Annotated in this window: 20 protein-coding genes; 9 read left to right on the top strand and 11 right to left on the bottom strand. The window is 71.9% G+C overall.

Annotated features, from left to right (window positions below; genetic code table 11):
• The first annotated feature begins 96 nt into the window (after positions 1-96).
• Together Vgi01_RS27455 and Vgi01_RS27450 are read left to right on the top strand one after the other, a co-directional pair.
• Entirely contained in the window at positions 97-990 is an 894-nt protein-coding gene (locus Vgi01_RS27455; RefSeq protein WP_204292994.1) for a hypothetical protein, read from the top strand.
• Between the two features lie 65 nt (positions 991-1,055).
• Positions 1,056-1,583: a P-loop NTPase family protein gene (locus tag Vgi01_RS27450; protein ID WP_013734613.1), complete on the top strand. Its 528-nt coding sequence runs from the start codon at positions 1,056-1,058 to the stop codon at positions 1,581-1,583.
• Positions 1,584-1,595: 12 nt separating this feature from the next.
• On the opposite strand, the gene Vgi01_RS27445 is transcribed toward Vgi01_RS27450, so the two are convergent.
• The 3 genes from Vgi01_RS27445 to Vgi01_RS27435 all read right to left on the bottom strand — a co-directional run bounded on the left by Vgi01_RS27445 (position 1,596) and on the right by Vgi01_RS27435 (position 5,138).
• Positions 1,596-2,231: a response regulator gene (locus tag Vgi01_RS27445; RefSeq protein ID WP_102655796.1), complete on the bottom strand. Its 636-nt coding sequence runs from the start codon at positions 2,229-2,231 to the stop codon at positions 1,596-1,598.
• Positions 2,203-4,332, bottom strand: a complete 2,130-nt coding sequence (locus Vgi01_RS27440; protein ID WP_204292993.1) for a sensor histidine kinase — start codon at positions 4,330-4,332, stop codon at positions 2,203-2,205. The genes Vgi01_RS27445 and Vgi01_RS27440 overlap by 29 nt, the downstream gene beginning before the upstream one ends.
• 107 nt (positions 4,333-4,439) lie before the next feature.
• On the bottom strand, positions 4,440-5,138 hold the full coding sequence (locus tag Vgi01_RS27435) for a hypothetical protein (RefSeq protein ID WP_204292992.1): 699 nt from the start codon (positions 5,136-5,138) through the stop codon (positions 4,440-4,442).
• A gap of 226 nt (positions 5,139-5,364) precedes the next feature.
• Here Vgi01_RS27435 and Vgi01_RS27430 point away from each other — a divergent pair, with 226 nt between their 5' ends.
• Together Vgi01_RS27430 and katG are read left to right on the top strand one after the other, a co-directional pair.
• Positions 5,365-5,796, top strand: coding sequence for a Fur family transcriptional regulator (locus Vgi01_RS27430; RefSeq protein WP_102655799.1), 432 nt, complete (start codon positions 5,365-5,367; stop codon positions 5,794-5,796).
• Between the two features lie 66 nt (positions 5,797-5,862).
• Positions 5,863-8,067, top strand: coding sequence for a catalase/peroxidase HPI (gene katG, locus Vgi01_RS27425; RefSeq protein WP_199180022.1), 2,205 nt, complete (start codon positions 5,863-5,865; stop codon positions 8,065-8,067).
• Positions 8,068-8,162: 95 nt separating this feature from the next.
• On the opposite strand, the gene Vgi01_RS27420 is transcribed toward katG, so the two are convergent.
• The 5 genes from Vgi01_RS27420 to Vgi01_RS27400 all read right to left on the bottom strand — a co-directional run bounded on the left by Vgi01_RS27420 (position 8,163) and on the right by Vgi01_RS27400 (position 13,387).
• Positions 8,163-9,335 carry a DUF2332 domain-containing protein gene (locus Vgi01_RS27420; RefSeq protein WP_204292991.1) on the bottom strand — a complete coding sequence of 391 codons (1,173 nt, stop codon included), beginning with the start codon at positions 9,333-9,335 and terminating at the stop codon, positions 8,163-8,165.
• Between the two features lie 114 nt (positions 9,336-9,449).
• Entirely contained in the window at positions 9,450-10,664 is a 1,215-nt protein-coding gene (locus Vgi01_RS27415; RefSeq protein ID WP_204292990.1) for a S8 family peptidase, read from the bottom strand.
• Positions 10,665-10,791: 127 nt separating this feature from the next.
• Positions 10,792-11,721, bottom strand: a complete 930-nt coding sequence (locus Vgi01_RS27410) for a hypothetical protein (protein ID WP_204292989.1) — start codon at positions 11,719-11,721, stop codon at positions 10,792-10,794.
• Positions 11,718-13,085, bottom strand: a complete 1,368-nt coding sequence (locus Vgi01_RS27405) for a hypothetical protein (RefSeq protein ID WP_102655884.1) — start codon at positions 13,083-13,085, stop codon at positions 11,718-11,720. The genes Vgi01_RS27410 and Vgi01_RS27405 overlap by 4 nt, the downstream gene beginning before the upstream one ends.
• On the bottom strand, positions 13,082-13,387 hold the full coding sequence (locus Vgi01_RS27400; protein WP_102655803.1) for a DUF6403 family protein: 306 nt from the start codon (positions 13,385-13,387) through the stop codon (positions 13,082-13,084). The genes Vgi01_RS27405 and Vgi01_RS27400 overlap by 4 nt, the downstream gene beginning before the upstream one ends.
• 133 nt (positions 13,388-13,520) lie before the next feature.
• On the opposite strand from Vgi01_RS27400, the gene Vgi01_RS27395 reads away from it, so the two are divergent.
• Both Vgi01_RS27395 and Vgi01_RS27390 read left to right on the top strand, forming a co-directional pair.
• Entirely contained in the window at positions 13,521-13,997 is a 477-nt protein-coding gene (locus Vgi01_RS27395; protein ID WP_102655804.1) for a molybdenum cofactor biosysynthesis protein, read from the top strand.
• Between the two features lie 46 nt (positions 13,998-14,043).
• A complete protein-coding gene (locus Vgi01_RS27390) occupies positions 14,044-14,379 on the top strand; it encodes a DUF952 domain-containing protein (RefSeq protein WP_102655885.1) in 336 nt (111 codons plus the stop codon).
• 36 nt (positions 14,380-14,415) lie between these two features.
• Here Vgi01_RS27390 and Vgi01_RS27385 read toward each other — a convergent pair whose 3' ends face one another.
• Both Vgi01_RS27385 and Vgi01_RS27380 read right to left on the bottom strand, forming a co-directional pair.
• Positions 14,416-15,210, bottom strand: a complete 795-nt coding sequence (locus Vgi01_RS27385) for a hypothetical protein (RefSeq protein ID WP_204292988.1) — start codon at positions 15,208-15,210, stop codon at positions 14,416-14,418.
• On the bottom strand, positions 15,203-15,775 hold the full coding sequence (locus Vgi01_RS27380) for an RNA polymerase sigma factor (protein ID WP_204292987.1): 573 nt from the start codon (positions 15,773-15,775) through the stop codon (positions 15,203-15,205). Before Vgi01_RS27380 ends, Vgi01_RS27385 begins: the two co-directional genes overlap by 8 nt.
• 84 nt (positions 15,776-15,859) lie before the next feature.
• On the opposite strand from Vgi01_RS27380, the gene Vgi01_RS27375 reads away from it, so the two are divergent.
• On the top strand, positions 15,860-17,101 hold the full coding sequence (locus Vgi01_RS27375) for a YncE family protein (RefSeq protein WP_204292986.1): 1,242 nt from the start codon (positions 15,860-15,862) through the stop codon (positions 17,099-17,101).
• A 153-nt stretch (positions 17,102-17,254) separates the two neighbouring features.
• Positions 17,255-17,665: a roadblock/LC7 domain-containing protein gene (locus Vgi01_RS27370; RefSeq protein WP_102655808.1), complete on the top strand. Its 411-nt coding sequence runs from the start codon at positions 17,255-17,257 to the stop codon at positions 17,663-17,665.
• 11 nt (positions 17,666-17,676) lie between these two features.
• Here Vgi01_RS27370 and Vgi01_RS27365 read toward each other — a convergent pair whose 3' ends face one another.
• Positions 17,677-18,063, bottom strand: coding sequence for a DUF2267 domain-containing protein (locus tag Vgi01_RS27365; protein WP_102655886.1), 387 nt, complete (start codon positions 18,061-18,063; stop codon positions 17,677-17,679).
• 140 nt (positions 18,064-18,203) lie between these two features.
• On the opposite strand from Vgi01_RS27365, the gene Vgi01_RS27360 reads away from it, so the two are divergent.
• On the top strand, positions 18,204-20,366 hold the full coding sequence (locus Vgi01_RS27360; protein ID WP_204292985.1) for an alpha-glucuronidase: 2,163 nt from the start codon (positions 18,204-18,206) through the stop codon (positions 20,364-20,366).
• Positions 20,367-20,445: the final 79 nt, after the last annotated feature.

Genomic DNA, 20,445 nt, shown 5'->3' with positions numbered 1-20,445 from the left:
GAGTCGGTGGGGGCCGCCGCCCGGCGGCCCCCATCCCGGCCGGATCCGGTCGCGGATCGGCGAAACCAACCCAGGCCCGATTACGTCAGATCGGGCATGACAACCTCACGCTACGGGCGACTTGCCGTTCTGCCCCTGCTGTTGCTGGCGTCGGCGGCCTGCGGCCAGCAGGCCGGCGCCGACGGCGCCGGGGACTCCGGCGCTCCCGAGAAGTCCTACTCCGCCGACACCGTGGTGTTCCGGATCGACCACGTCGGCGGGTTCACCACACCCGCCATGCTGGCGACCCGGCTGCCCACCGTCAGCGTCTACGGCGACGGGCGGGTGATCACCCAAGGGCCGGTCACCCTGGCCTATCCCGGCCCGGCCCTGCCCAACCTCCAGGTCGGCACCATCAGCACCGTCGAGCTGGAGAACCTGATCAAGGCGGCCCGGGAGGCCGGCGTGGGCGGCGTGAGCGACCTGGGCAGCCCGCCGGTCAGCGACGTGCCCTTTACCCGGTTCACCGTCTTCGACGGCACCCGGACCGAGCAGCTGGAGGTGTACGCGCTCGAGGTGGGCGCGGACCCCGGCGCGGGTGCCGGCCAGGGTGTGACCGCCGATCAGCAGGCCGCCCGGGACAAGCTGCGCGCCTTCGCCGAGTCCCTGACTGCGGAAACCGGCCCGCTGGGCAAGGCGACCACGGACACCCAGGCGTACGCGCCGACCGCTGTGGCCGCCGTCGCCGAGGACTACGTGACCAACTCCGAGGTCGGCGACCAGCCCGAGGTGGCCTGGCCGGGTCCGGCGCTGCCCGGCGCGGAACTGAGCAAGGACCTGGGCCTGAGCTGCGTCACCGCCACCGGCGACCAGGCCAAGCAGGTGCTGGCCGCCGCCGCGAGCGCCAACGCGGTGACCCCCTGGAGCTCCGAGGGCAGGCAGTGGACCCTCCACCTGCGGCCGCTGCTGCCCGACGAGACCGACTGCGGCGACCTCGCCAGCAAGCGCTGACGACCGATCGGGCGGTCGGGCGCTGACCCGACCGCCCGAGCAGACCTCGACTAGGCTGCACCGCGATGAACCCGCCCTCGCGCATCCTGGTCTACGGAGTTCACGGATCCGGCAAGTCCACCCTGGCCCACCTGCTCGCCCAGCGTCTCGGCCTGCCCTGGTACCCGGTCGACGACCTGCTCTGGGAACCGCGCTGGGTGGAGGTGCCGGTCGCCGTGCAACGCAGCCGGATCGAGGCGATCTGCCGCCGCGAGCGGTGGATCCTCGACGGCGCCTACCACGGCTGGCGGGACGTACCGCTGGCCCGCGCCGACCTGGTCATCGGCCTGGACTATCCGCGCGGGCTCTCCTTCCGGTGGCTGCTGCGGCGCACCATGAACCGGCTCTCCACCGGCGAGATCATCTGCAACGGCAACCGCGAGTCGCTGAGCAGCGTGCTGTCCTGGGACTCCGTGCTGCGCTGGCACCTCACCGAGTACGGCAAGGAACGCCGACGGATGCGGGCCTGGCACCAGGACTCCTCCGGGCCTCCCGTGCTGCTGTTCGACACCCCGCAGGCCCTGGAACGTTGGCTGGCCGGCCTGCCCCGCTGAGCCGCGCGCCGCTCACAGCCCCTGTTCCCGAGCCATGCTGATCGCCTGTGCCCGGTCGGCGACCTGGAGCTTGGCGAAGATGTTGGAGACGTGGTTGCGGACGGTCTTGGTGCTCAGCCCGAACCGCGCCGCGATCTGCGGATTGGTCAGATGCTGCGCGATAAGCGTGAGGATCTCCCGCTCCCGGGCGGTGAGTTCGGGAAAGGCCGGCTCGTTGCGGGCCAGTCCGGCGAAGTAGCCCATCAGCCGGGTGGCGATGGCCGGACCGAAGATCGCCTCACCGTCGGCCACCACCCGTACCGAGCGGATGATCTCCTGTCGACGGGCGCCCTTGAGCACGTAGCCGCGTGCCCCGGCCCGCAGCGCGGCGAAGACCGAATCGTCGTCGTCGGCCATGGACAGGATCAACACCCGCACATGCGGACTCATCCGAACCAGCCGCTCGGTCGCCGCGATGCCGCCCATGCCGGGCATGGTCAGGTCGAGCAGCACCACGTCGGGCTGGAGACGACCCGACACGGCCAGCGCCTCCTCGCCACTGGCGGCCTCACCGCACACCTCGATGTCGGCACTGGTGGCCAGCAACGCCCGCAGTCCCGCCCGGAACGGTGCGTGATCGTCAACCAGCAGTACCCGGATCTGATCCATCGGTCCCCTTCGTGCCGGTGAGCAGGGTAACGGTCACCTCGGTACCGCCACCCGGTGTCGAGGTGACGACGCAGGAACCACCGAGTTCCTCGGCCCGTTCCCGCATCGAATGCATGCCGACGCCGTCGGGTCGGCCCGGCCGGCGACCGCATCCGTCGTCGCGTACCCGAAGGTGCAACATCCCGCTGTCCACCCACAGACGCAGTTCGACCGTGTCGGCCCGGGCGTGCCGGCGGGCGTTGTTCAGCGCCTCCACCGCGATCAGGTACGCGGCGACCTCGGCGGCGGCCGACAGCGGGGGCAGCGCCGCCGGCACGTCGACGAGCACCCGCGGCCCGTCGGCCGGACCGGTCGCGACGTGCGACCGCAGCGCCGCCGCCAGATCCATGGTGTCCAGTGCGGGTGGCCGCAGCCCGTTGACCAGGCGTCGTACGTCGGCCACGGCGGTACGGGCGTCGACCGCGATCTCCTCCAGCAGTCGCTGCGTCGCCGCACCCGGCCCGAGTTCCTGAGCCGCCTCGGCGCGCATGGTCAGCCCGGCCAGGGTCGGCCCGAGACCGTCGTGCAGATCCCGCCGCAACCGCCGGCGTTCCTCCTCGCGGGCCAGCACCAACTGTTCGCGGGACCGTTGCAGGTCGGCGGCGAGGGACTGGGCCCGGTCGAGGGTGCGGACCGCCTGCACGGCGACGCCGATGTGTCGGGCCAGGTCACGCAGCAGCCGTAGCTCCCGGGCACCGAGCGTGCTCTCCCCGGCCCGGGGACCGAGCAGCAGGTGACCGACCGGCTCACCGGCGGCCAGCGGCAGCCGCACCGGCTCGGCCGGTGGCACTCCCAACCGGTACGACCAGCCGTCCACCGTGGCGATCTCCACGTACGACAGTTGCAGCGCCTCGCGTACGGTCGCGGTGCTGGTGGCGAGGACGGCGGCGGCGTCCTGGGTCTGTTCCAGCCGCTGACCGAGCCGGGCCAGCACCGCGTACGGGTCATCCCGTTCGCCGTACACCAGCAGGTTGACCCGCCGTTGCAGCCAGTGCCGCAGCGGGGCGACGAGCAGCGCGGCCGCCGCCGCCGCGACGAACGAGACCGGCAGGTCGGCCGAGGCGTCGAAACCGGCCCCGAGCAGGCCGACGACCAGCACGTACGTGCCCCCGACGGCCGTCGACAGGGCGACGAACACGGCGGTACGGCTGATCAGCAGATCGATGTCGAACAGCCGGTGCTGCCGGATGGCGATGCCGATCGCGATCGGGATCAGCGCGCCACTGATCCCACCGGCCAGATCCCAGAACACGCTGCCGTACGGGAACAGCCCGGGACGCCCGTCGGTCGACCCGGCCACCAGTCGGGCGGCCACCACCGTGACCGCCAGCGCCACCGCGTACCCGAGCCACTTGACCTGCTGGCGGCGCACCCCGCGGGCGCGGCGGGCCTGCCAGGCGAGCGCCGCGCCCGCCGCCAGGAAGATCAGCGCGCTGGTCAGCGTGGCCGCGCCGGCGGCCAGATCGGCGACCGGTTGCCAGCCCGCGACACCCAGCGGATTGACCGCGCCGACCGGTGCGACCTGTTCGTTGGCCCCGGGCCGCAGCGCGCCGGTGACCATCGCCGCCGCGCCGGTGACCAGTACCGCCCAGATCGCCGGCCGCCACTTCGGCGACGGCGGCCGACCGTCGGGGAAGAACACCGGGATCAGCGCCATCGCCGCGTTGCCGGGCACCCAGAGCCAGTTCTGCGGCCAGGCCAGCGCGGCGGCCAGCGGCAGCGAGCCGGGCGCCACGACGAGCCCGTGCGCCGCGTACTGGCCGCACGCCTCCTGCAAGGCGAAGCAGAACCCACTGGTCAGGGCCAGCCAGCCGATCGGGTGCTCCGGGCGGCGCGCGGCTACCGTCGCGCCGACGACCGCGTTCGTCACCACCAGGAACAGGTGAGTGACGTCGTTGACCGTGGCGCGGTTGAGCACCGCCAGTCCGACGGCGGCGGCGGACAGCAGCAGCGTGGCGACGCACACCGGCCAGGCCGCCCGGCGCGCCCAGTCGAGGCGGACGTCATGGCCCGGGCGCGTCGACACGTCGGCCCGCTCGCTGGCCGTGCGGTGGCTGGTCATCGCGCCGCCGACACTAGCCGCCCGGTCCGGCCCGGTGGATCGGGCGACCGGCCCGGCATCTCGAACGTCATGCCGAGCCGGCCGGCGTGATCCGGGCGGTTGCACGCTCAGCTCCGTCGGGGCGCCGTACGTTGACCGAACGCCAGCGCGAGCCCGGCCACGATCGTCCAGACTCCGGCGGGCACCAGCGCGATGTACTGCACCGGCGTCAGCTGGGTGGCGGCGATCAACACGGCGATCACCGCGCTGAAGACCGCGAACCATCGGCTCACCGAACCGTGCCGCAACCCGCCGACCGCGACCGCGCCGGCGGTCAGCCCGATGCCGCCCCAGAGCCAGGGCATGGTGGCGACGATTGTCAACTGCGGGGCGATCACGTCGGGGTCGTACTGCTCGGCCGCGCCGAGGGCGAAGAACAACTCCGTCGAGATGCCGCCGCCGACGACCAGCCCGACCAGCACCAGCCCGACACCCGTCGCGGCCAGCGCCGGCACCAGGCTGTCGGCCGGCTCCTGCGCTGCCAGGTACCGCCGGAGCCCGGCGGCGAAGACCGCCAGGCAGACGATGGCGACCACGGTCACCACCTGGTGCGCCCAGACGTAGCCGGTGCGCTCGCTCAGTGCGGCGACGTAACCGGCGTTGTCGGCCCGGAACTCCTCAGCCGGTGCGGTGAGCGTGGCCGTGGCGAAGATGCCGACCAGACCGACCAGACCACCGACCGTGCCGAAGATCGCCCAGGCTCGTCTCGGGCGTACGGCCTGCGGTGGCACCTCGGTCGGGCCGGCCGTTGTCGTGGCGGAATGCATGGGTGGTTACCCTCCTCGGTCTCTGGACACTTCGGCACGGACCCTGCCGACCACCCGTCCCGGAGCGCATGGGTCACCCGGTCCCGACCGACCGGGATCTCATCCGGGACACCCGACGATCCGGCGCTCGGAGTGACCAAGTCGACGCCCGGTTCCGCCCGCCGACCACCGTCCCGGGCGAGATTTCTTCTTGACTCATTCCAGAAAAGCGGCAAGACTGCACGGCATGCCGACCTCCGGGGATCTCGAACAGCTGCTGCGTGACGCGGCGCTGCGCGTGACCCGTCCCCGGGTGGCGGTGCTCAACGCGGTGTACGCGCAACCGCACGCCGACACCGAAACGATCATCACAGCGGTGCGTCGGGATCTGCCCAACGTGTCCCACCAGGCCGTCTACGACGTACTCCGCGCGCTGACCGCGGCGGCCCTGGTACGGCGCATCGAGCCCCCCGGCTCGGTGGCCCGCTACGAGTCGCGGGTCGGTGACAACCATCACCACGCCGTCTGCCGGTCGTGTGGCCTGATCGCCGACGTGGACTGCGCCGTCGGAGCGGCACCCTGCCTCACCGCCTCCGACGACCACCGCTTCGCGATAGACGAGGCCGAGGTCATCTACTGGGGCCTGTGCCCCGACTGTTCGACCGCTCAGAGTTCCTGAACCACCCGTTCCCGCAATCCTGGAAGGATCCCCGTGGCTGAGAAGCACGACGCAGTCGTAGGAGACATGCAATCGGAGGAGAGCGAGGGTCGCTGCCCGGTCACGTCCGCGCGCGCCCCGCACCCCACCCAGGGCGGGGGAAACCGCGAATGGTGGCCGAACCGGCTCAACCTCAAGATCCTCGCGAAGAACCCCGCGGTGGCCAACCCCCTCGGTGCGGACTTCGACTACGCCGAGGCGTTCAAGAGCCTGGACCTGCCCGCCGTCAAGCGGGACATCGCCGAGGTGCTGACCACCTCGCAGGACTGGTGGCCGGCCGACTACGGCCACTACGGCCCGTTCATCATCCGGATGGCGTGGCACAGCGCGGGCACCTACCGCATCAGTGACGGCCGTGGTGGCGCCGGCGCCGGTCAGCAGCGTTTCGCCCCGCTGAACAGCTGGCCGGACAACGCCAACCTGGACAAGGCCCGCCGCCTGCTCTGGCCGGTCAAGAAGAAGTACGGCAAGAACCTCTCCTGGGCCGACCTGATGATCCTCGCCGGCAACGTGGCGCTGGAGACGATGGGCTTCGAGACCTTCGGCTTCGCCGGTGGCCGCGCCGACGTCTGGGAGCCCGACGAGGACGTCTACTGGGGCCCCGAGTCCACCTGGCTCGGCGACGAGCGCTACACCGGTGACCGGGAGCTGGAGAACCCGCTCGCCGCGGTCCAGATGGGCCTCATCTACGTCAACCCGGAGGGCCCGCACGGTAGCGGTGACCCGCTCGCCGCCGCCCGCGACATCCGGGAGACGTTCCGCCGGATGGCGATGAACGACGAGGAGACCGTCGCGCTGATCGCCGGTGGGCACACCTTCGGCAAGACCCACGGCGCGGCCGACCCGAACAAGTACGTCGGCCCCGAGCCCGAGGGCGCGTCGCTGGAGGAGCAGGGCCTGGGCTGGCGCAACACCTTCGGCACCGGCAACGCCGGCGACACCATCACCAGCGGCCTCGAAGGTGCCTGGACGAACACCCCGATCGCCTGGGACAACAGCTTCTTCGAGATCCTCTTCGGCTACGAGTGGGAGCAGACCCGCAGCCCCGCCGGCGCCATCCAGTGGAAGCCGAAGGACGGCGCCGGCGCCGGTACCGTCCCGGACGCCCACGACCCGACGCGCAGCCACGCCCCGACCATGCTCACCACCGACCTCTCGCTGCGGGTGGACCCGGTATACGAGCAGATCTCGCGGCGCTTCCTGGCCAACCCGCAGGAGTTCGCGGACGCGTTCGCCCGGGCCTGGTTCAAGCTGACCCACCGCGACATGGGCCCGATCCAGCGCTACCTGGGCCCGGAGGTCCCCAGCGAGACGCTGATCTGGCAGGACCCGCTGCCGCCGGTGACCCACGAACTGGTCGACGCCGAGGACATCGCCGCCCTCAAGCAGCAGATCCTCGACTCCGGGCTCTCCGTGGCCCAGCTGGTCTCCACCGCCTGGGCGTCGGCGTCGACGTTCCGGGGCAGCGACAAGCGGGGTGGCGCCAACGGTGCCCGGATCCGCCTGGAGCCGCAGAACGGCTGGGAGGTCAACAACCCCGACGAGCTGGCCCAGGTGCTGCGCACCCTGGAGGGCATCCAGGCGTCGTTCAACGCCGCCCAGACCGGTGGTAAGCAGATCTCGCTTGCCGACCTGATCGTGCTGGCCGGCTCGGCCGCCGTCGAGCAGGCCGCCCGCAACGCCGGGGTCGACGTCGAGGTGCCGTTCACCGCCGGGCGTACGGACGCCTCGCAGGAGCAGACCGACGTGGAGTCCTTCGCCGCGATGGAGCCCACCGCCGACGGGTTCCGCAACTACCTCGGCAAGGGCAACCGCCTGCCGGCCGAGTTCCTGCTGATCGACAAGGCCAACCTGCTGAACCTCAGCGCGCCGGAGATGACCGTGCTGGTCGGTGGCCTGCGGGTGCTCGGTGCCAACTACAAGCAGTCGCAGCTGGGTGTCCTCACCGCCACCCCCGGCGTCCTGACCAACGACTTCTTCGTCAACCTGCTCGACCTGGGTACGGCGTGGAAGTCGACCTCCGAGGACGCGAACACCTTCGAGGGCCGGGACCTCGCCACCGGTGAGGTCCGCTGGACCGGCACCCGCGCCGACCTGGTCTTCGGCTCGAACTCCGAGCTGCGTGCGCTGGCCGAGGTGTACGCCAGCGATGACGCGCGCGAGAAGTTCGTGCACGACTTCGTCGCCGCCTGGGTCAAGGTGATGGAGCTGGACCGCTTCGACCTCGCCTGATCCACCCTCGACGCCCAGGTCGGCCCGTCTCACGGGCCGCCCTGGGCGTCGCCCTTTCCGGACCTTGCCCTCCAGGGGCACTGCCGTACCAAGATCTACTTCTGCGCGCCGAGCGTGATCGGCGTGCCCAGCTCGGGTAGCGGCTCCAACCAGGCCAGGTGACCGTCGGCGACGGCGATCCTCCGGCTGCCGGCGGCGTCCGTGGCGGTCAGCCCGATGCCGGCCCGACCGGAGGGCGCGACACGGTGGTCCTCCTCCAGCGCGAGGTGCAGCATCGGCCCGTCCGCGGCGAAGGCGGCCACCCCCGCGTCGAAGGCCGGACGTCGGTCGACGGGCACATGGATCCGGGTCGCGGTGTGCACCACCAGACGCGGCAGCCCGGCGGGAAGGGACGCCGCGACCTCGGCACCGATGTCCGCGACGTCACCACGCACCACCCGCGGCGGATCGTCGGCCACCATCCGCATCGCCTCGGCCAACAGCGCCGCCTGATGCGCGTTCTCCGGCCACACCAGCGCGCGGAGCCAGGCCCGGTCCTCGGGGTCGGTGAGATCGGGCGGATCGAGGTCGACCCCCACGACATCGGCGACGACCGGCAGCCGGTCAAGATCGGGCAGCAGCCGGCCGTCCGGCACGTCGGCCCGGATGTGCACCCGACTTCCGCCGCGAGCTGACCATCGGCCACCGGACACAGAGTCGCCCACAGTGCTGTCGCCCACGCCCACGCCCACGCCGACGGCGCTGTCGCCCACGCCCACAGTGCTGTCGCCCACGCCGACAGTGCTGTCGCCCACGCTGAAGGCGTACCGGTCGGCGCGCAGGTTCAGACCCGCACTGCACCCCACCTCGACGACGCAGACCGGCGCCGCCGTGGCACGGCGCAGCAGCGCCAACCCGAGCCGGGTCACCAGGGATCGCTGCACGTGGTTGGTCTGCACCAGCCGGGTGGCCAGGATCGCGGCGATCCGGTCGGCATGCGTGCGACAGAACCGGGTGAAGGCCCGCCCGGTGTCCGCGTCGACCGGCCGGGCCCGTCCACCGACGACCGACGGATAGTACGCGGCGAGCGGATCGACCACGCCGCCCAGCAGCAACTGGTGCACGGCACCGAAGAGCGCGAACGTCGGCTGCTGACCCGGCCGCGTACGCGACGCCAACTCGACCAACGCTGGCTCGTCCGCCACCACGGCAAGCAGATGCCGGTACAGCGGCGAACTGTCGAACCCCCGCGCCGCCCGAAACACCTCCGCCGTCCCTCCACCCCTCATTCCTCCGACTCTATCCATCCACCACCGCGGATCTTGGTACGAAACCGTCCTCATAGGGGCGCTTTCGTACCAAGATCTATCTGCGGCGTTGGGGTGCGGGATGGGCGTCGGTGGCTAGAGGTTGCGCTTGTTGAGCAGGCGGTTGGGGGTGCCGGAGAGGCTGCCGCCGACCACGCCGGTGGTGGCGTTGTTGACGATCCAGTTGTGCACGGTGGCCTGGCCGGCGTCGCCGTAGGTGGCCTTGTAAAGGGCGGCGACGCCGGCGGCGTGCGGGGTGGCCATCGAGGTGCCGTTCAGGCTGGAGGTGGTGGAGGTGGGGTACGTCGAGACGATCGCCGAGCCGGGGGCGTAGATGTCGACGCACGAGCCGGTGGAGGAGTAGCTGGCGCGGGCGTCGGTGTTGGTGGTGGCGGCAACCACGAGCGTGGCGGTGAGGTTGCGCGGCAGCCGGTCGCACGAGTTGCCGCCGGTGTTGCCGGCCGAGGCGGCGAGGAAGACGCCGCTGTTCATCATGTTTGTCAACGCGGTGGCCAGGGTGGCGCTGTAGGTGTAGTTCCAGGAGGCGTTGGCCACGGCCGGCTTGTTGGCGTTGCGGGTCACCCAGTCGACCGCGCCGACGGCGGCGGACAGGGTGCCACCACCGCCGCAGTTCAGCCACTTCACGCCGTACAGTCGGACGTTCTTGGCCACCCCGTGGCTGGTGCCGCCGATGGTGCCGGCCACGTGCGTGCCGTGGCCGTTGCAGTCGGTGTTGTTGGTGTCGATCGCGTTGTACGCGAACGTGGCCCGGCCGCCGAAGTCCGGGTGGTTGGCCTGGATGCCGCTGTCGATGACGTAGGCGTGCACGCCGCTGCCCGTCGAGGTGTAGGTGTAGCTGCGCGACAGCGGCAGGTTGGTCTGGTCGATGCGGTCCAGGCCCCAGGAGGGCGGGTTGCTCTGGGTCGCGTCGATCACGTCGTACTGGATGACGTCGCGTTCGATGCTCAGCACGTCGGCGTTGTGCGACAGTTCGGCGACCTGCGCGGCGGTGAGTCTGGCCGCGAAGCCGTTGACCGCCCGGCTGAAGTAGGCGGTGGGAGTGGTGCGCAGCGCCCGGCCCGGTGCGGTCGCGTCGGTGCCCGGCTTCATGGTGACGACGTACGCCCCGGGGATGACCGCGACGTCGCCGGCCGCCTGCGGGGTGGAGATCGGCACGGCGGTGGCCCGGTAGGGGCCACCTGCGGCCATCGCTGGCTGCGGCAGGGTGAGCAGGGCGGCGACGACGGTGCTCGCGGTGATGCCGGCGGCGGCCGCGACGCGGCGCAGGCGCACTGGACGTGCTTGTGACACGAAGCCTCCTCAGGGCGGACCCTCCGATGTGGAAGGTCGCTGACGCTGAGAGGAGGCTATATAGACATGCTCCTACATATAAGACGACGGATGTTACGGGTTGATGTCGCCTCGCCCCAGGCGGGTGTCACAGCGCCTTTCTCGGGACGCCCGGCTCGTCGGCGAGCCGGGACGCCTGTTGGCTGAGGGTGTCGACCTGCTCGTGCAGCCGGCGTACGGCGCTCTCGTCGTCCGCCCGCACCGCCGTGACCTCGTCGAGCAGTCGGGTGTAGTCACTGGCCAGCCGCAGGTACGCCGGCTGTGCCTTTGTCCCCAGACGGCCGCCGAACCGCTGGTCCAGGTCGACGATCTGCTGGGCCAGCGCGGCCGTTGCCGCGGTGAGGGCCGCACGCCCGTCGACGTACCCGGCGCGGCGGGCCTGCCGGGCATGAGCGAGCCGGCCGGCCCGCCGCCCGATCAGCCAGAGCCCTGCCGCGCCGGCGACGACACCACCGGCCGCCGCGCCCGCCAACAGGTATCGGGGCAGCGACGGACTGATCGTGCGCGCTCCGTCGGGTACGGTGCCGGCCCGCACCAGCAGGTCGTAGTTGAGTGTCACCACCTTCAACGCCTCCAGCGGCTGATCGACGAAGGCGTCGATGCCCCGGCTGATCGTCGTCTCCATCACCACCGCCCGACCGAAGTCCCGGTTGTCCCGCTGGGGAAAGCGGGAACAACCGTAGGTGTCCCACTCCTGCCCGTCCCGGCTGACGACAAGCACGAGGGTGCCCGACGCGGCCCGCTCGGTCTGCTTGCAGGCGGCCCGCAGATCGTCATCGGGCGCCATCAACAGGACGACAAGCCGACGGTTGCCGATGATCCGCTCGGCGGCGGGTCGATCCAGGTCGACGCCCGGCGCGACGTACACCGACGACGCGCGGACCTCACGGGCGATCGGACCGTCGAGAACCCCACCGGACCACAACGCCCACCCGGCCAGCACCAGGGTGGCCAGCACGGCACCGCCGAACGTACTGCCGAACAGGCCACCGAGCAGGCGGCGGAGCGTGGCGGTCACGACAACCTTCCCTGGAGGTAGCTGGCCGGCCGGTAACTGGCGATACCCACCATCCGGGCGGTCTCGTCCAGCTCGGCCGTCGCCTCGTCGAGCAACTCCCACACGTGCCGGGCGGGCAGCCCGTCGTCCAGTGCCGCGCGGGCGGCCTGCAGCTTGCCGATGCCCCGGGTCAGGGCGGGATTGCTGCGGGCGTCGGTCAGCAGCGACACCTCGACGGCGAGCGCGGTGAGCCCGGCCAGCCGGGCCGCCCCGGCACCGTGACGGGCCCGGCCCGAAACGCCGAGCGCACCCGAGCGGCGCAGCGAGCGGGCCGACAACACCAGGAACCCGGCCACACAGCCGGTGAAGATCCAGGGCAGCGCCGGCAACGCCACCCGCAGCGGGTCCAGTGGCCGGTACGGCAGCGGCCGGTCGAACAGGCCCGCGTACCGGATGTCGGTGACCTTGCCCAGGTACGCGCCGAGCACGTTGCGCTGGGGGTAGTCGTACCGGCTGAGTCGGCTGCCGAGCTGGGCGTAGAAGCTCACCGCGGCCAGGTCGGCGAACTCGGCCGCCGCCGGACCGTGGTACTCGATCCAACCGCCGTACAGCACCACGATCGGCTGGTCCGGGGCGAGTCGGGTCAACGCCGGACCGTACGCCGGCAGCGGCTCGCCGTACGGCTGCGCGGGCAGGGCCACGTACCACGCCCCGTCGGGGAAGGCGGTCCGCGCCACCTGTTCGGGCACCCCGTCGAGGGTGGCGCCCCGGCCGACGTGGGACCCGCCGGTGCGCAGGTCGGCCAGGACGGTGGCCAACTCCCGTTCCGACGGTTCGCGCCACCGCAGGTCGTCGCGCTCCGCCGGGGCCGGCGCCTTGCGCAGTCTGGCGATGAGCGCGGTCAACTGGTCTGTCACGTCGTGGGTGGCGAACTGCGCCCGCCAACCGGCCACCGTGTCCGGGGTGGACACCAGGCCGCCGCCGCTGACCTGCGTGCCGATCACCCGTACGGTGGCGTTGTCGACCTTCCGTACGCGGTCGTGTTCGGCCTCGTCGAGGCCGGGCGGCGCGACCAGGATCCGGATGTCGGCGTCGCCGATCGCCTCGCGTACCCGCTGCTCGTCCCAGCGGGCGACGGCACCGGGCAGCCGCACCACCGAATCGGTGGCCACCAGGGTGGTCATTTCCTGCGTCGACGGCACGGTGGCGTCGCTCAACTCGCCGGCCGAGCCCTCCTCGATGCGCACCGACGACGACGGCGACTGGCCGTAGCTGACCTCGATGCTCTGCCGCTGGGCCAGCACGAACACCACCAGGACGAGCACCGCTACGACGAGCAGCACCCAGCGCAGCAGGTGAAGGTGCCGCGACAACCGGGCCCTCACGACTGCGACCGCCACAACCGGTCGGCCTGCCGGGCGTGCTCGGTGGCGACCTGCGCCGCCGCGGTACCGCCGCGTTCGGCGGCCAGCAGCTCGGCGCGGGCCAGCAGCCGATCGGCCTCGGGCAGCCGTACGGCCGCCGCGTCCCGACTGACCGTGGCGCTGTCGATCGCCGCCCGCGCCCTCGACCAGGCGACCCGGGTCGCTCGGGTGCGGGTACGCAGGCGGGGCAGCAGGGTGGTGACGATCCCGGCGGCCAGCAGCAACACGCCACCGACCAACCAGATCAGCAGGGATGGTGACATGTGCTCCCACCGTCCGAGGGGTTCCGGTACGGGTACTGTCTAGCCCAACCGCGCCAGAGCGGCCACGCCAGCCCCCTGCCCGACGGGGCGCAACGCGGGGTGCTCCGGCGTCGAGGCGTCGTAGAGTTCCACCATGTCGGACATCGTCGAGTTGCTGGCCTCGCCCGCGCACCGGTTCGTGGGACGACCCTCCGACGGCCCGGCACCCGCCCCGCCGGGGGAGTTGGTCGGGCAGGTCGACCTGCGGGCGGAACTGGGCATCGTGGGGGACCGCTACTTCGGCAAGCCCGCGCACCGCGAGGCGAGCGTGACCGTGATCGCGGCCGAGTCGCTGCCGCCGGGCACCGGCCTGGCCCAGGTCCGCCGCAACATCCTGACCAGCGGCATCGCCGTGGACGAACTGGTCGGCACGGTGCTGGTGCTGGACACGGGGCAGGGACCGGTGCGACTGCGGGTGAACCGCCCCGCCCACCCGTGCGCCTGGATGGACGTCACCGTCGGCCCCGGCGCCTGGCGCGGGCTGCGCGGCCGGGGCGGCGTACGCTGCACCCCGCTCACCGACGGCGTGCTGCGGGTCGGCCCGGTCGACGTACAGATCGAACGCGCCTAGCTCAGTCCGGGCCCCGTCGGCCGTGCGGCTGTGGCAGCATGGCCGCGTGCTGATCTACAAGATCCTGCTGCCCGACGAGTGGGCGCAGTTCCAGGCCGCTGGCCTGTTCGACGGTTCACCGTTCGACCGGGACAGCGGTTTCATCCACTGCTCGTCGCGGACACAACTGCCCGCCACGGCGAACCGCTTCTTCGGCGAGCAACCACAACTGGTGGTCGTCGCGCTCGACGCCGACCGGTTCGGCGACACGCTGCGCTGGGAGAAGGCGTCGGACGGCGGGGTGTTTCCCCACGTCTACGGGGTGTTGCCGGCAGACGCCGTGACCGGGGTCCACCACGTCGCGGGCGCGGCACGCATCGACGAGGATGTCCCTCCCGCATAAGCCGGACGACCACCTGCGTGAACGCCAGGTCGCTCGTCACGTCAGGGACTGTGCGACCTCGACCGCCTCGGTGAGGGTGAACGCGCCTTCGAGGCGGTAGGTGACGTCGTCCCGCTCCCAGACCAACGTCTCCGCCGCCAGACGGGCGCTCTCTTCGCGCACCACGCCGGAGCGGTCCACGTAGGACACCGGGTGCGGAGCGTCGATCCATACCGCCTGCCGCCCGTCGACGAACGTCCACTCCGCTCCCGCTCCACCGGCCTGCTTGAAGAAGACCGGATTGAGCTTCCCGTCGAAGGCGTCCAGCCGCACCGCACCGCCCTGCCAGAGCACTGTCACCACCCGGTGCCCACCGCTGCCGTCGGGGTCGGCGACAAGCACCCGCTCGGGTGGTCCCAGGGCCGCGGGCAGCCGGATCGGGAAGCGCACCGCCTGCTGGGCCTGCGTCAACCCGGCCGGGTGCTGCGCAGGCAGCGGGGACGGGGACGCGGTCGGCAGCACCGGCTCCGGCGAGGTGCTGATGGTGATCCCGGCGAAGCGCAGCAGCCCGGTCACCGCGTCGGCGAGCGCCGCCCGCCCGGGAGGCAGCACCGCGACCAGCAGCGTGACCAGTGCCGCCACCACGGCGTACCGCCAACGCCGCCGCCTCCCGACGGCCCGCAGCCGCGGCACGGCGGCCCGCAGGCGCGGCGTGCGGATCTGGAAACGCGGCGCGGAGGTCGCGGTGCGTTCGGCGGTCAGGCGGGCGCGGACCTGGGCGGTCACGTCCGGCGGATCGGGGGTCTCCAGCCAGGCGGACAGTTCCCGCAACTCCCGGTCCAGGTCAGCCACGGCTGAGTTCCTCGACGTCGAGCAGGCCACGCAGCTTCGCCAGGGCGCGGGAGGTGCGTGACTTCACGGTGCCCCGGGCCCAGCCGAGCATGGCGACCGTCTCGTCCTCGCTGAGGTCGAGGAAGTACCGGCAGACGATCACCTCACGATCCCGCTCGGGTAGCTGCCGCAGCGCCTGAACCAGGGCGTTGCGTCGTTCCTCGGCGAGGACGGCACCGACCGCGCCGTCCTCGCCGGCCTCCGAGCCCGGTGCCACCCGGGCGGCCCGCAGCACCAGGCCGGTGCGACGCTCGCGGGAGCGGTGCAGGTTACGGGTCTCGTTCGCGACGATGGCCAGCAGCCAGGACCGGAACGACGAGTCACCGCGATAGTGGGACAACTTCCGGTAGCCCTTCACGAACGCCTCCTGGATGACGTCTTCGGCCTCCGTGCCCGCGCCGAGCAGCACCGCGGTCCGGTACGCGGGCGCGGTGTGCCGGGCGACCAGGAGTTCGTACGCCTCCAGGTCGCCGGCCTGTGCTCGGGTGACGAACTCCCTGTCGTCCAGTGCTACCTCCGATGGCATCACCCCTACTGACACCGGCCGACCCGGACGGGTTCCACCTCTCGTCGACGGAACCCGAACCTGCTCCGGCGGTGTCATCCGGTCATGACTGCCACACCGATGATGTCGCGCCGTACTCTGCTGGCCGCCCTTGGTGCCGTAGGGGCCGCCACGCTGACCGGCTGCGAACCGGACGGTGGCCGGACGGCGGAAACGCTGCCGGACCCGCTGCTTGTGGAACTCGACGGTGGGCTCGCCGTGTTACGCGGCGCTGCGCCGCAGGTGCTCCCGCACGCGATCGCCACCGCCGACGCACGGTTCATCCACGCCACCGCCCCGGACGGCGACGACACCGCGCTCTGGCGCATCGATGTCGGCACCGGCGCGGCCTCCGAGCGGGTCCGGCTGCCGGGCCGGTGGGTGCCGCAGACCGTCTCCACCGACGGTACGCAGGTGGCGTTGACCACCGAGGAGGTGAGCGCCACCAAGCAACGCCCCGCGGGGCGTACGGAGACGCCGGTGCTGATCGCCGACGCCGGTGGCGTACGGCGGCGGTTACGGCTGCCGGGCAACGTCGTGCCGGAGGCGTTCACCACCGACCACACCGGCCTGTTCGTGCTGGAATGGTTGCCACCGCACGCGCCCGACCGGTACCGGGTCCGGGTCGTGGACCTCGACAGCGGGGTGTCCGGCCCGCTGTCGACCCGGCTCAAGGAGGCGATCCCGGCCGGCGCGGAGGAGGAGATGCGCGGCGACGGGCGGCAGGCGGTGCTCGCTGCGGACCGTCGGGTGCTCTACACGCTCTACACCCACCAGCCCGACCACCAGCACACCCGGGACCGGATCAGTGGGCGGCCGGGCAGCGACGTGCACGCCTTCGTGCACACCCTGCACCTGGAACAGCGGTGGGCGTACTGCGTGGATCTGCCGCACCCGTTCGGGCACGGGCCGGCCGAGGGCCACGCCATGACGATCTCCCCGGACGGCACCCGGCTGCTGGTGGTCGACGTCGGCTCGGGCATCGTCGCGGACATCAGCACCGAGGAGCTGACCGTACGCCGGACGGCCGCGATCACCGGCGGTGCCGGATCGGCGTACGCGGTGACCGACGGTGACCGGCTGTTCGTCGCCGCCGACGCCTCCGTGGTCGTCTGCGACCTCGCTGACCTCGGTGGCGGCGTCGAGTTGACGACGGGGGAGCGGATCAACGGGCTGCTGCTCAGCCGTGACGGCAGCCGACTCCACGTGGCCGGGCCCACCGCGCTGAGCTGGCACGACTCGACAAGCGGCAGGCAACTCGGCCGGCTCGCCGTGCCCGGCCTGACCGGTCTGCGCGGCCTGGCGTAGCGCAGCAGCGCCCACCGAGGCGGTGGGCAGGGAAGACGGACCATCGGGACGAATCCGTCCGCCCCGGCTGATCCACAGCGAGTCGGTCATCGTACGTTAGAAGGACCGACGAGCGTACTGTCGGTAGTCGCCGCCGAAAGGAAGGACAGCCCTATGCCCTCTGCCCTGATCGCCGACAACCTGGGTCGTGCACTGGACGACCTGGTCGACCGGGTGCCGGGCGCCCAGTTCGCGGTGGTGCTCTCGCCGGACGGCATCATGCTTGGCGCATCCCGGGGCATCGACGGTGAACTGGCCGAGCAGTTGTCCAGCATGGTCTGTGGGCTTCAGGCGTTGGGCACCGCCGCCGCCCGGGTGTGCGGCGAGGGTGAACTGCACCAGGTGGTGATCCACATGTCGCGGGCCTTCCTGTTCCACGCCACCACCGGCAACGGGGCGATCCTCACCGTCGGCATCGACGCCGAGGCCGAGGTCGGCGACATGGCGTACGAGGTCGCCATGTTCGTCGCCCAGGCCGGCGACCACCTGCCGGTCTATCTGGAACCGGCCGTCGCCGACGCCTGACCCGGCCCCGGTCACTCGTACGGCGGGACCGGGTTGGCCACCTGCCACAGTTCGGCCGGCAGGTGCGTGATCACGTCGTCGTATTCGTCGGCGGTGGTGGCGGCCCGGATGGTGTCGAGAACCGCCCGGATGCCCGCCTCGGCCAGTTCCGGGTCGACGTCGGCCCGCCCGCCGACGCGCTGCACAAACACGTCCAGCCCGAACCGCTCGGCGTCCTCGTGCGGGGCGAACGTGTACGCCCGCAGCCCTTCGGGAAGTTGGTCGGCGAGTTCCCGGGCCTGCCCGCCGTCGATCCGCTCGGCCAGGGTGGTCAGCGTGGCCCGCGCGATGGCGGTCGCCTGCTCGGCCGACGCCCCGGTACGGCTCGCCACGGAATCGATGAACTCGTTGTCGTCCACCTGGCCGGCCCCCTTCTCGCTGCGGATGCGGCGTGTACCCGCACAGCGGCTCAGCAAACGGCGGCCGAGGGCGGTCACCGGCCTGGTGGATCTTCCGGAAGCACCTTGACGCATCCAGGAATATCGTTACGATCTGCGCAATGCGACGGCACCGCGACCAGGTGCGGATGAGCACCCCCGATCCGACCGACGTCCATCCCGCGTGGCTGCCGGACGAGGCGTGGCGCGCCATCGGCGTCCGCCGCATCCTGGTCTGCGGGGAGGGGACCCTCGTCGACACCGTCCAGGCCGAGGTCGAGCGGGCCGCCGACCGGTACGGCGGCACGGCGCGGCGGAACCCCACCGAGGCCGGCCTGCCACCGGCGGACCTGGTGCTCGCGTTGACCGACGCACTGCCCCCCGACAGCTCACCCGCCACCGAACCCGGCCCGCCCGAGACGCTCACCGCCACCGCCACCGCCACCACCACCGCTGTCGCCACCGCGACCGCACAGCTCGCCACCGCGACGGCGCAGCTCGGCGAATCGCTCGGTGTCGAGGGGTTCGCCCTGGCCCGGCACGCCGGGGTGACCGTGGTGCTGGCCGACGCGCCCGCCGGGCTGCTCTACGGGCTCTTCGAGCTGGTCCGGCTCGGGGAGGCGGCTTTCGGACCGACACACCCCGTCCGGGTGCATCGTCCGGTCATGGCCCGACGGATGCTGGATCACTGGGACAACGTCGACGTGCACCCGGTGATGGGGCAGGTCGAGCGCGGCTACGCCGGCGGATCGATCTTCTGGCACGACGGTCGACCTCGTGGGGACGTCGCCCGGGTCACCGCGTACGCCCGGCTGCTGGCCGCGTGCGGGATCAACGCCGTGTCGGTGAACAACGTGAACGTGCACGCCACCGAGGCACGGTTGCTGACCGAACGCCTCGACGACGTCGTCGACCTGGCCGATCTGCTGCGCCCGTACGCCATCCGGGTGCATCTGGCGGTGACCTTCGCCGCCCCGATGGTGCTCGGCGGCCTGCCCACCGCCGATCCGCTCGACCAGGCGGTGCGTGACTGGTGGGCCGAGACCACCGCCCGGGTGTACGCCCGCATCCCCGACTTCGGCGGCTACCTGGTCAAGGCCGACTCGGAAGGCCAACCGGGCCCGTTCAGCTACGGCCGTGACCACGCCGACGGGGCGAACCTGCTGGCCGAGGCGCTGGCACCGTACGGCGGCGTGGTGCACTGGCGGGCCTTCGTCTACAACCACCGGCAGGACTGGCGCGACCGCTCCACCGATCGGGCTCGCGCCGCGTACGACCACTTCGCGCCGCTCGACGGTCGGTTCCGCGACAACGTGATCGTGCAGGTCAAGCACGGGCCGATCGACTTCCAGACCCGCGAGCCGGTCTCCCCGGTGATCGCCGCGATGCCCGGTACCCGACTGGCGGTGGAGTTCCAGGTCACCCAGGAGTACACCGGCCAGCAGAAACACGTCTGCTACCTGGCGCCCTGGTGGAGCGAGATCCTGCGGTTCGCCCCCTGGGGCGACGACGGGCGCACGGTCGCCGACGTGGCGGCCGACGGCGGTGGTCTGGTCGCCGTCTCCAATGTGGGTGACGACGAGTTCTGGACCGGGCACCCGCTGGCCCAGGCGAACCTGTACGCCTTCGGCCGGCTCTGCTGGAACCCCCGGCTGCGCCCGCAGGAGGTGCTCGACGAGTGGATCGACCTGACCTTCGCCCCGGACGCCCGCGTCGACCCGGAGCTGCTGCGCCGCACCCTGCACGAGATCATGGACGACTCGTGGCGAACCTACGAGCGGTACACCGCGCCGCTCGGCGTCGGCTTCATGGTCCGACCCGGCCACCACTACGGTCCCGACGTCGACGGGTACGAGTACACCCCGTGGGGCACGTACCACTTCGCCGACCGGGACGGCGTCGGTGTGGACCGTACCCGCGCCACCGGCACCGGCTTCACCGGCCAGTACCCGCCCCCCTGGTCCGAGCAGTACGAGTCGATCGACACCTGCCCCGACGAGCTGCTGCTCTTCTTCCACCACGTGCCCTACGGCCACCTGCTGCACTGCGGCAGCACGGTCATCCAGCACATCTACGACACCCACTTCGAGGGCGTACGCGAGGTCGAGGCGATGTGCCGGCGCTGGGAATGGCTCGCCCGGCTGGTCGACCCGGCGGTGCACGCCCGGGTCACCGAGCGGCTGGCCGAGCAGGTGCGCTGCGCACGGGAGTGGTGTGACCAGGTCAACGCCTACTTCCACCGCAAGTCCGGCATCCCCGACGCCCACGGCCGCGCCCTGCACTGACCGCCCGCCCGCCCGTGCGGCGCTGCGGTGCTTGACCGGCTGACATAGCGTGTTCCTTCGATCGCCTGTCCAAGCCAGA

The organism is Micromonospora gifhornensis (assembly GCF_016863515.1).
In the GTDB taxonomy this organism is placed as follows: domain Bacteria; phylum Actinomycetota; class Actinomycetes; order Mycobacteriales; family Micromonosporaceae; genus Micromonospora; species Micromonospora gifhornensis.
Note: the sequence above shows the minus strand (reverse complement) of the source record. Positions and strands in the feature narration are given on the sequence as shown.

Bases quoted from the DNA above. Each gene is read 5' to 3' on its own strand.
- Vgi01_RS27455 (WP_204292994.1), top strand. From the start codon at position 97: ATGACAACCTCACGCTACGGGCGACTTGCCGTTCTGCCCCTGCTGTTG.
- Vgi01_RS27450 (WP_013734613.1), top strand. From the start codon at position 1,056: ATGAACCCGCCCTCGCGCATCCTGGTCTACGGAGTTCACGGATCCGGC.
- Vgi01_RS27445 (WP_102655796.1), bottom strand. From the start codon at position 2,231: ATGGATCAGATCCGGGTACTGCTGGTTGACGATCACGCACCGTTCCGG.
- Vgi01_RS27440 (WP_204292993.1), bottom strand. From the start codon at position 4,332: ATGACCAGCCACCGCACGGCCAGCGAGCGGGCCGACGTGTCGACGCGC.
- Vgi01_RS27435 (WP_204292992.1), bottom strand. From the start codon at position 5,138: ATGCATTCCGCCACGACAACGGCCGGCCCGACCGAGGTGCCACCGCAG.
- Vgi01_RS27430 (WP_102655799.1), top strand. From the start codon at position 5,365: ATGCCGACCTCCGGGGATCTCGAACAGCTGCTGCGTGACGCGGCGCTG.
- katG (WP_199180022.1), top strand. From the start codon at position 5,863: ATGCAATCGGAGGAGAGCGAGGGTCGCTGCCCGGTCACGTCCGCGCGC.
- Vgi01_RS27420 (WP_204292991.1), bottom strand. From the start codon at position 9,335: ATGAGGGGTGGAGGGACGGCGGAGGTGTTTCGGGCGGCGCGGGGGTTC.
- Vgi01_RS27400 (WP_102655803.1), bottom strand. From the start codon at position 13,387: ATGTCACCATCCCTGCTGATCTGGTTGGTCGGTGGCGTGTTGCTGCTG.
- Vgi01_RS27395 (WP_102655804.1), top strand. From the start codon at position 13,521: ATGTCGGACATCGTCGAGTTGCTGGCCTCGCCCGCGCACCGGTTCGTG.
- Vgi01_RS27380 (WP_204292987.1), bottom strand. From the start codon at position 15,775: ATGCCATCGGAGGTAGCACTGGACGACAGGGAGTTCGTCACCCGAGCA.
- Vgi01_RS27375 (WP_204292986.1), top strand. From the start codon at position 15,860: ATGACTGCCACACCGATGATGTCGCGCCGTACTCTGCTGGCCGCCCTT.
- Vgi01_RS27370 (WP_102655808.1), top strand. From the start codon at position 17,255: ATGCCCTCTGCCCTGATCGCCGACAACCTGGGTCGTGCACTGGACGAC.
- Vgi01_RS27360 (WP_204292985.1), top strand. From the start codon at position 18,204: ATGCGACGGCACCGCGACCAGGTGCGGATGAGCACCCCCGATCCGACC.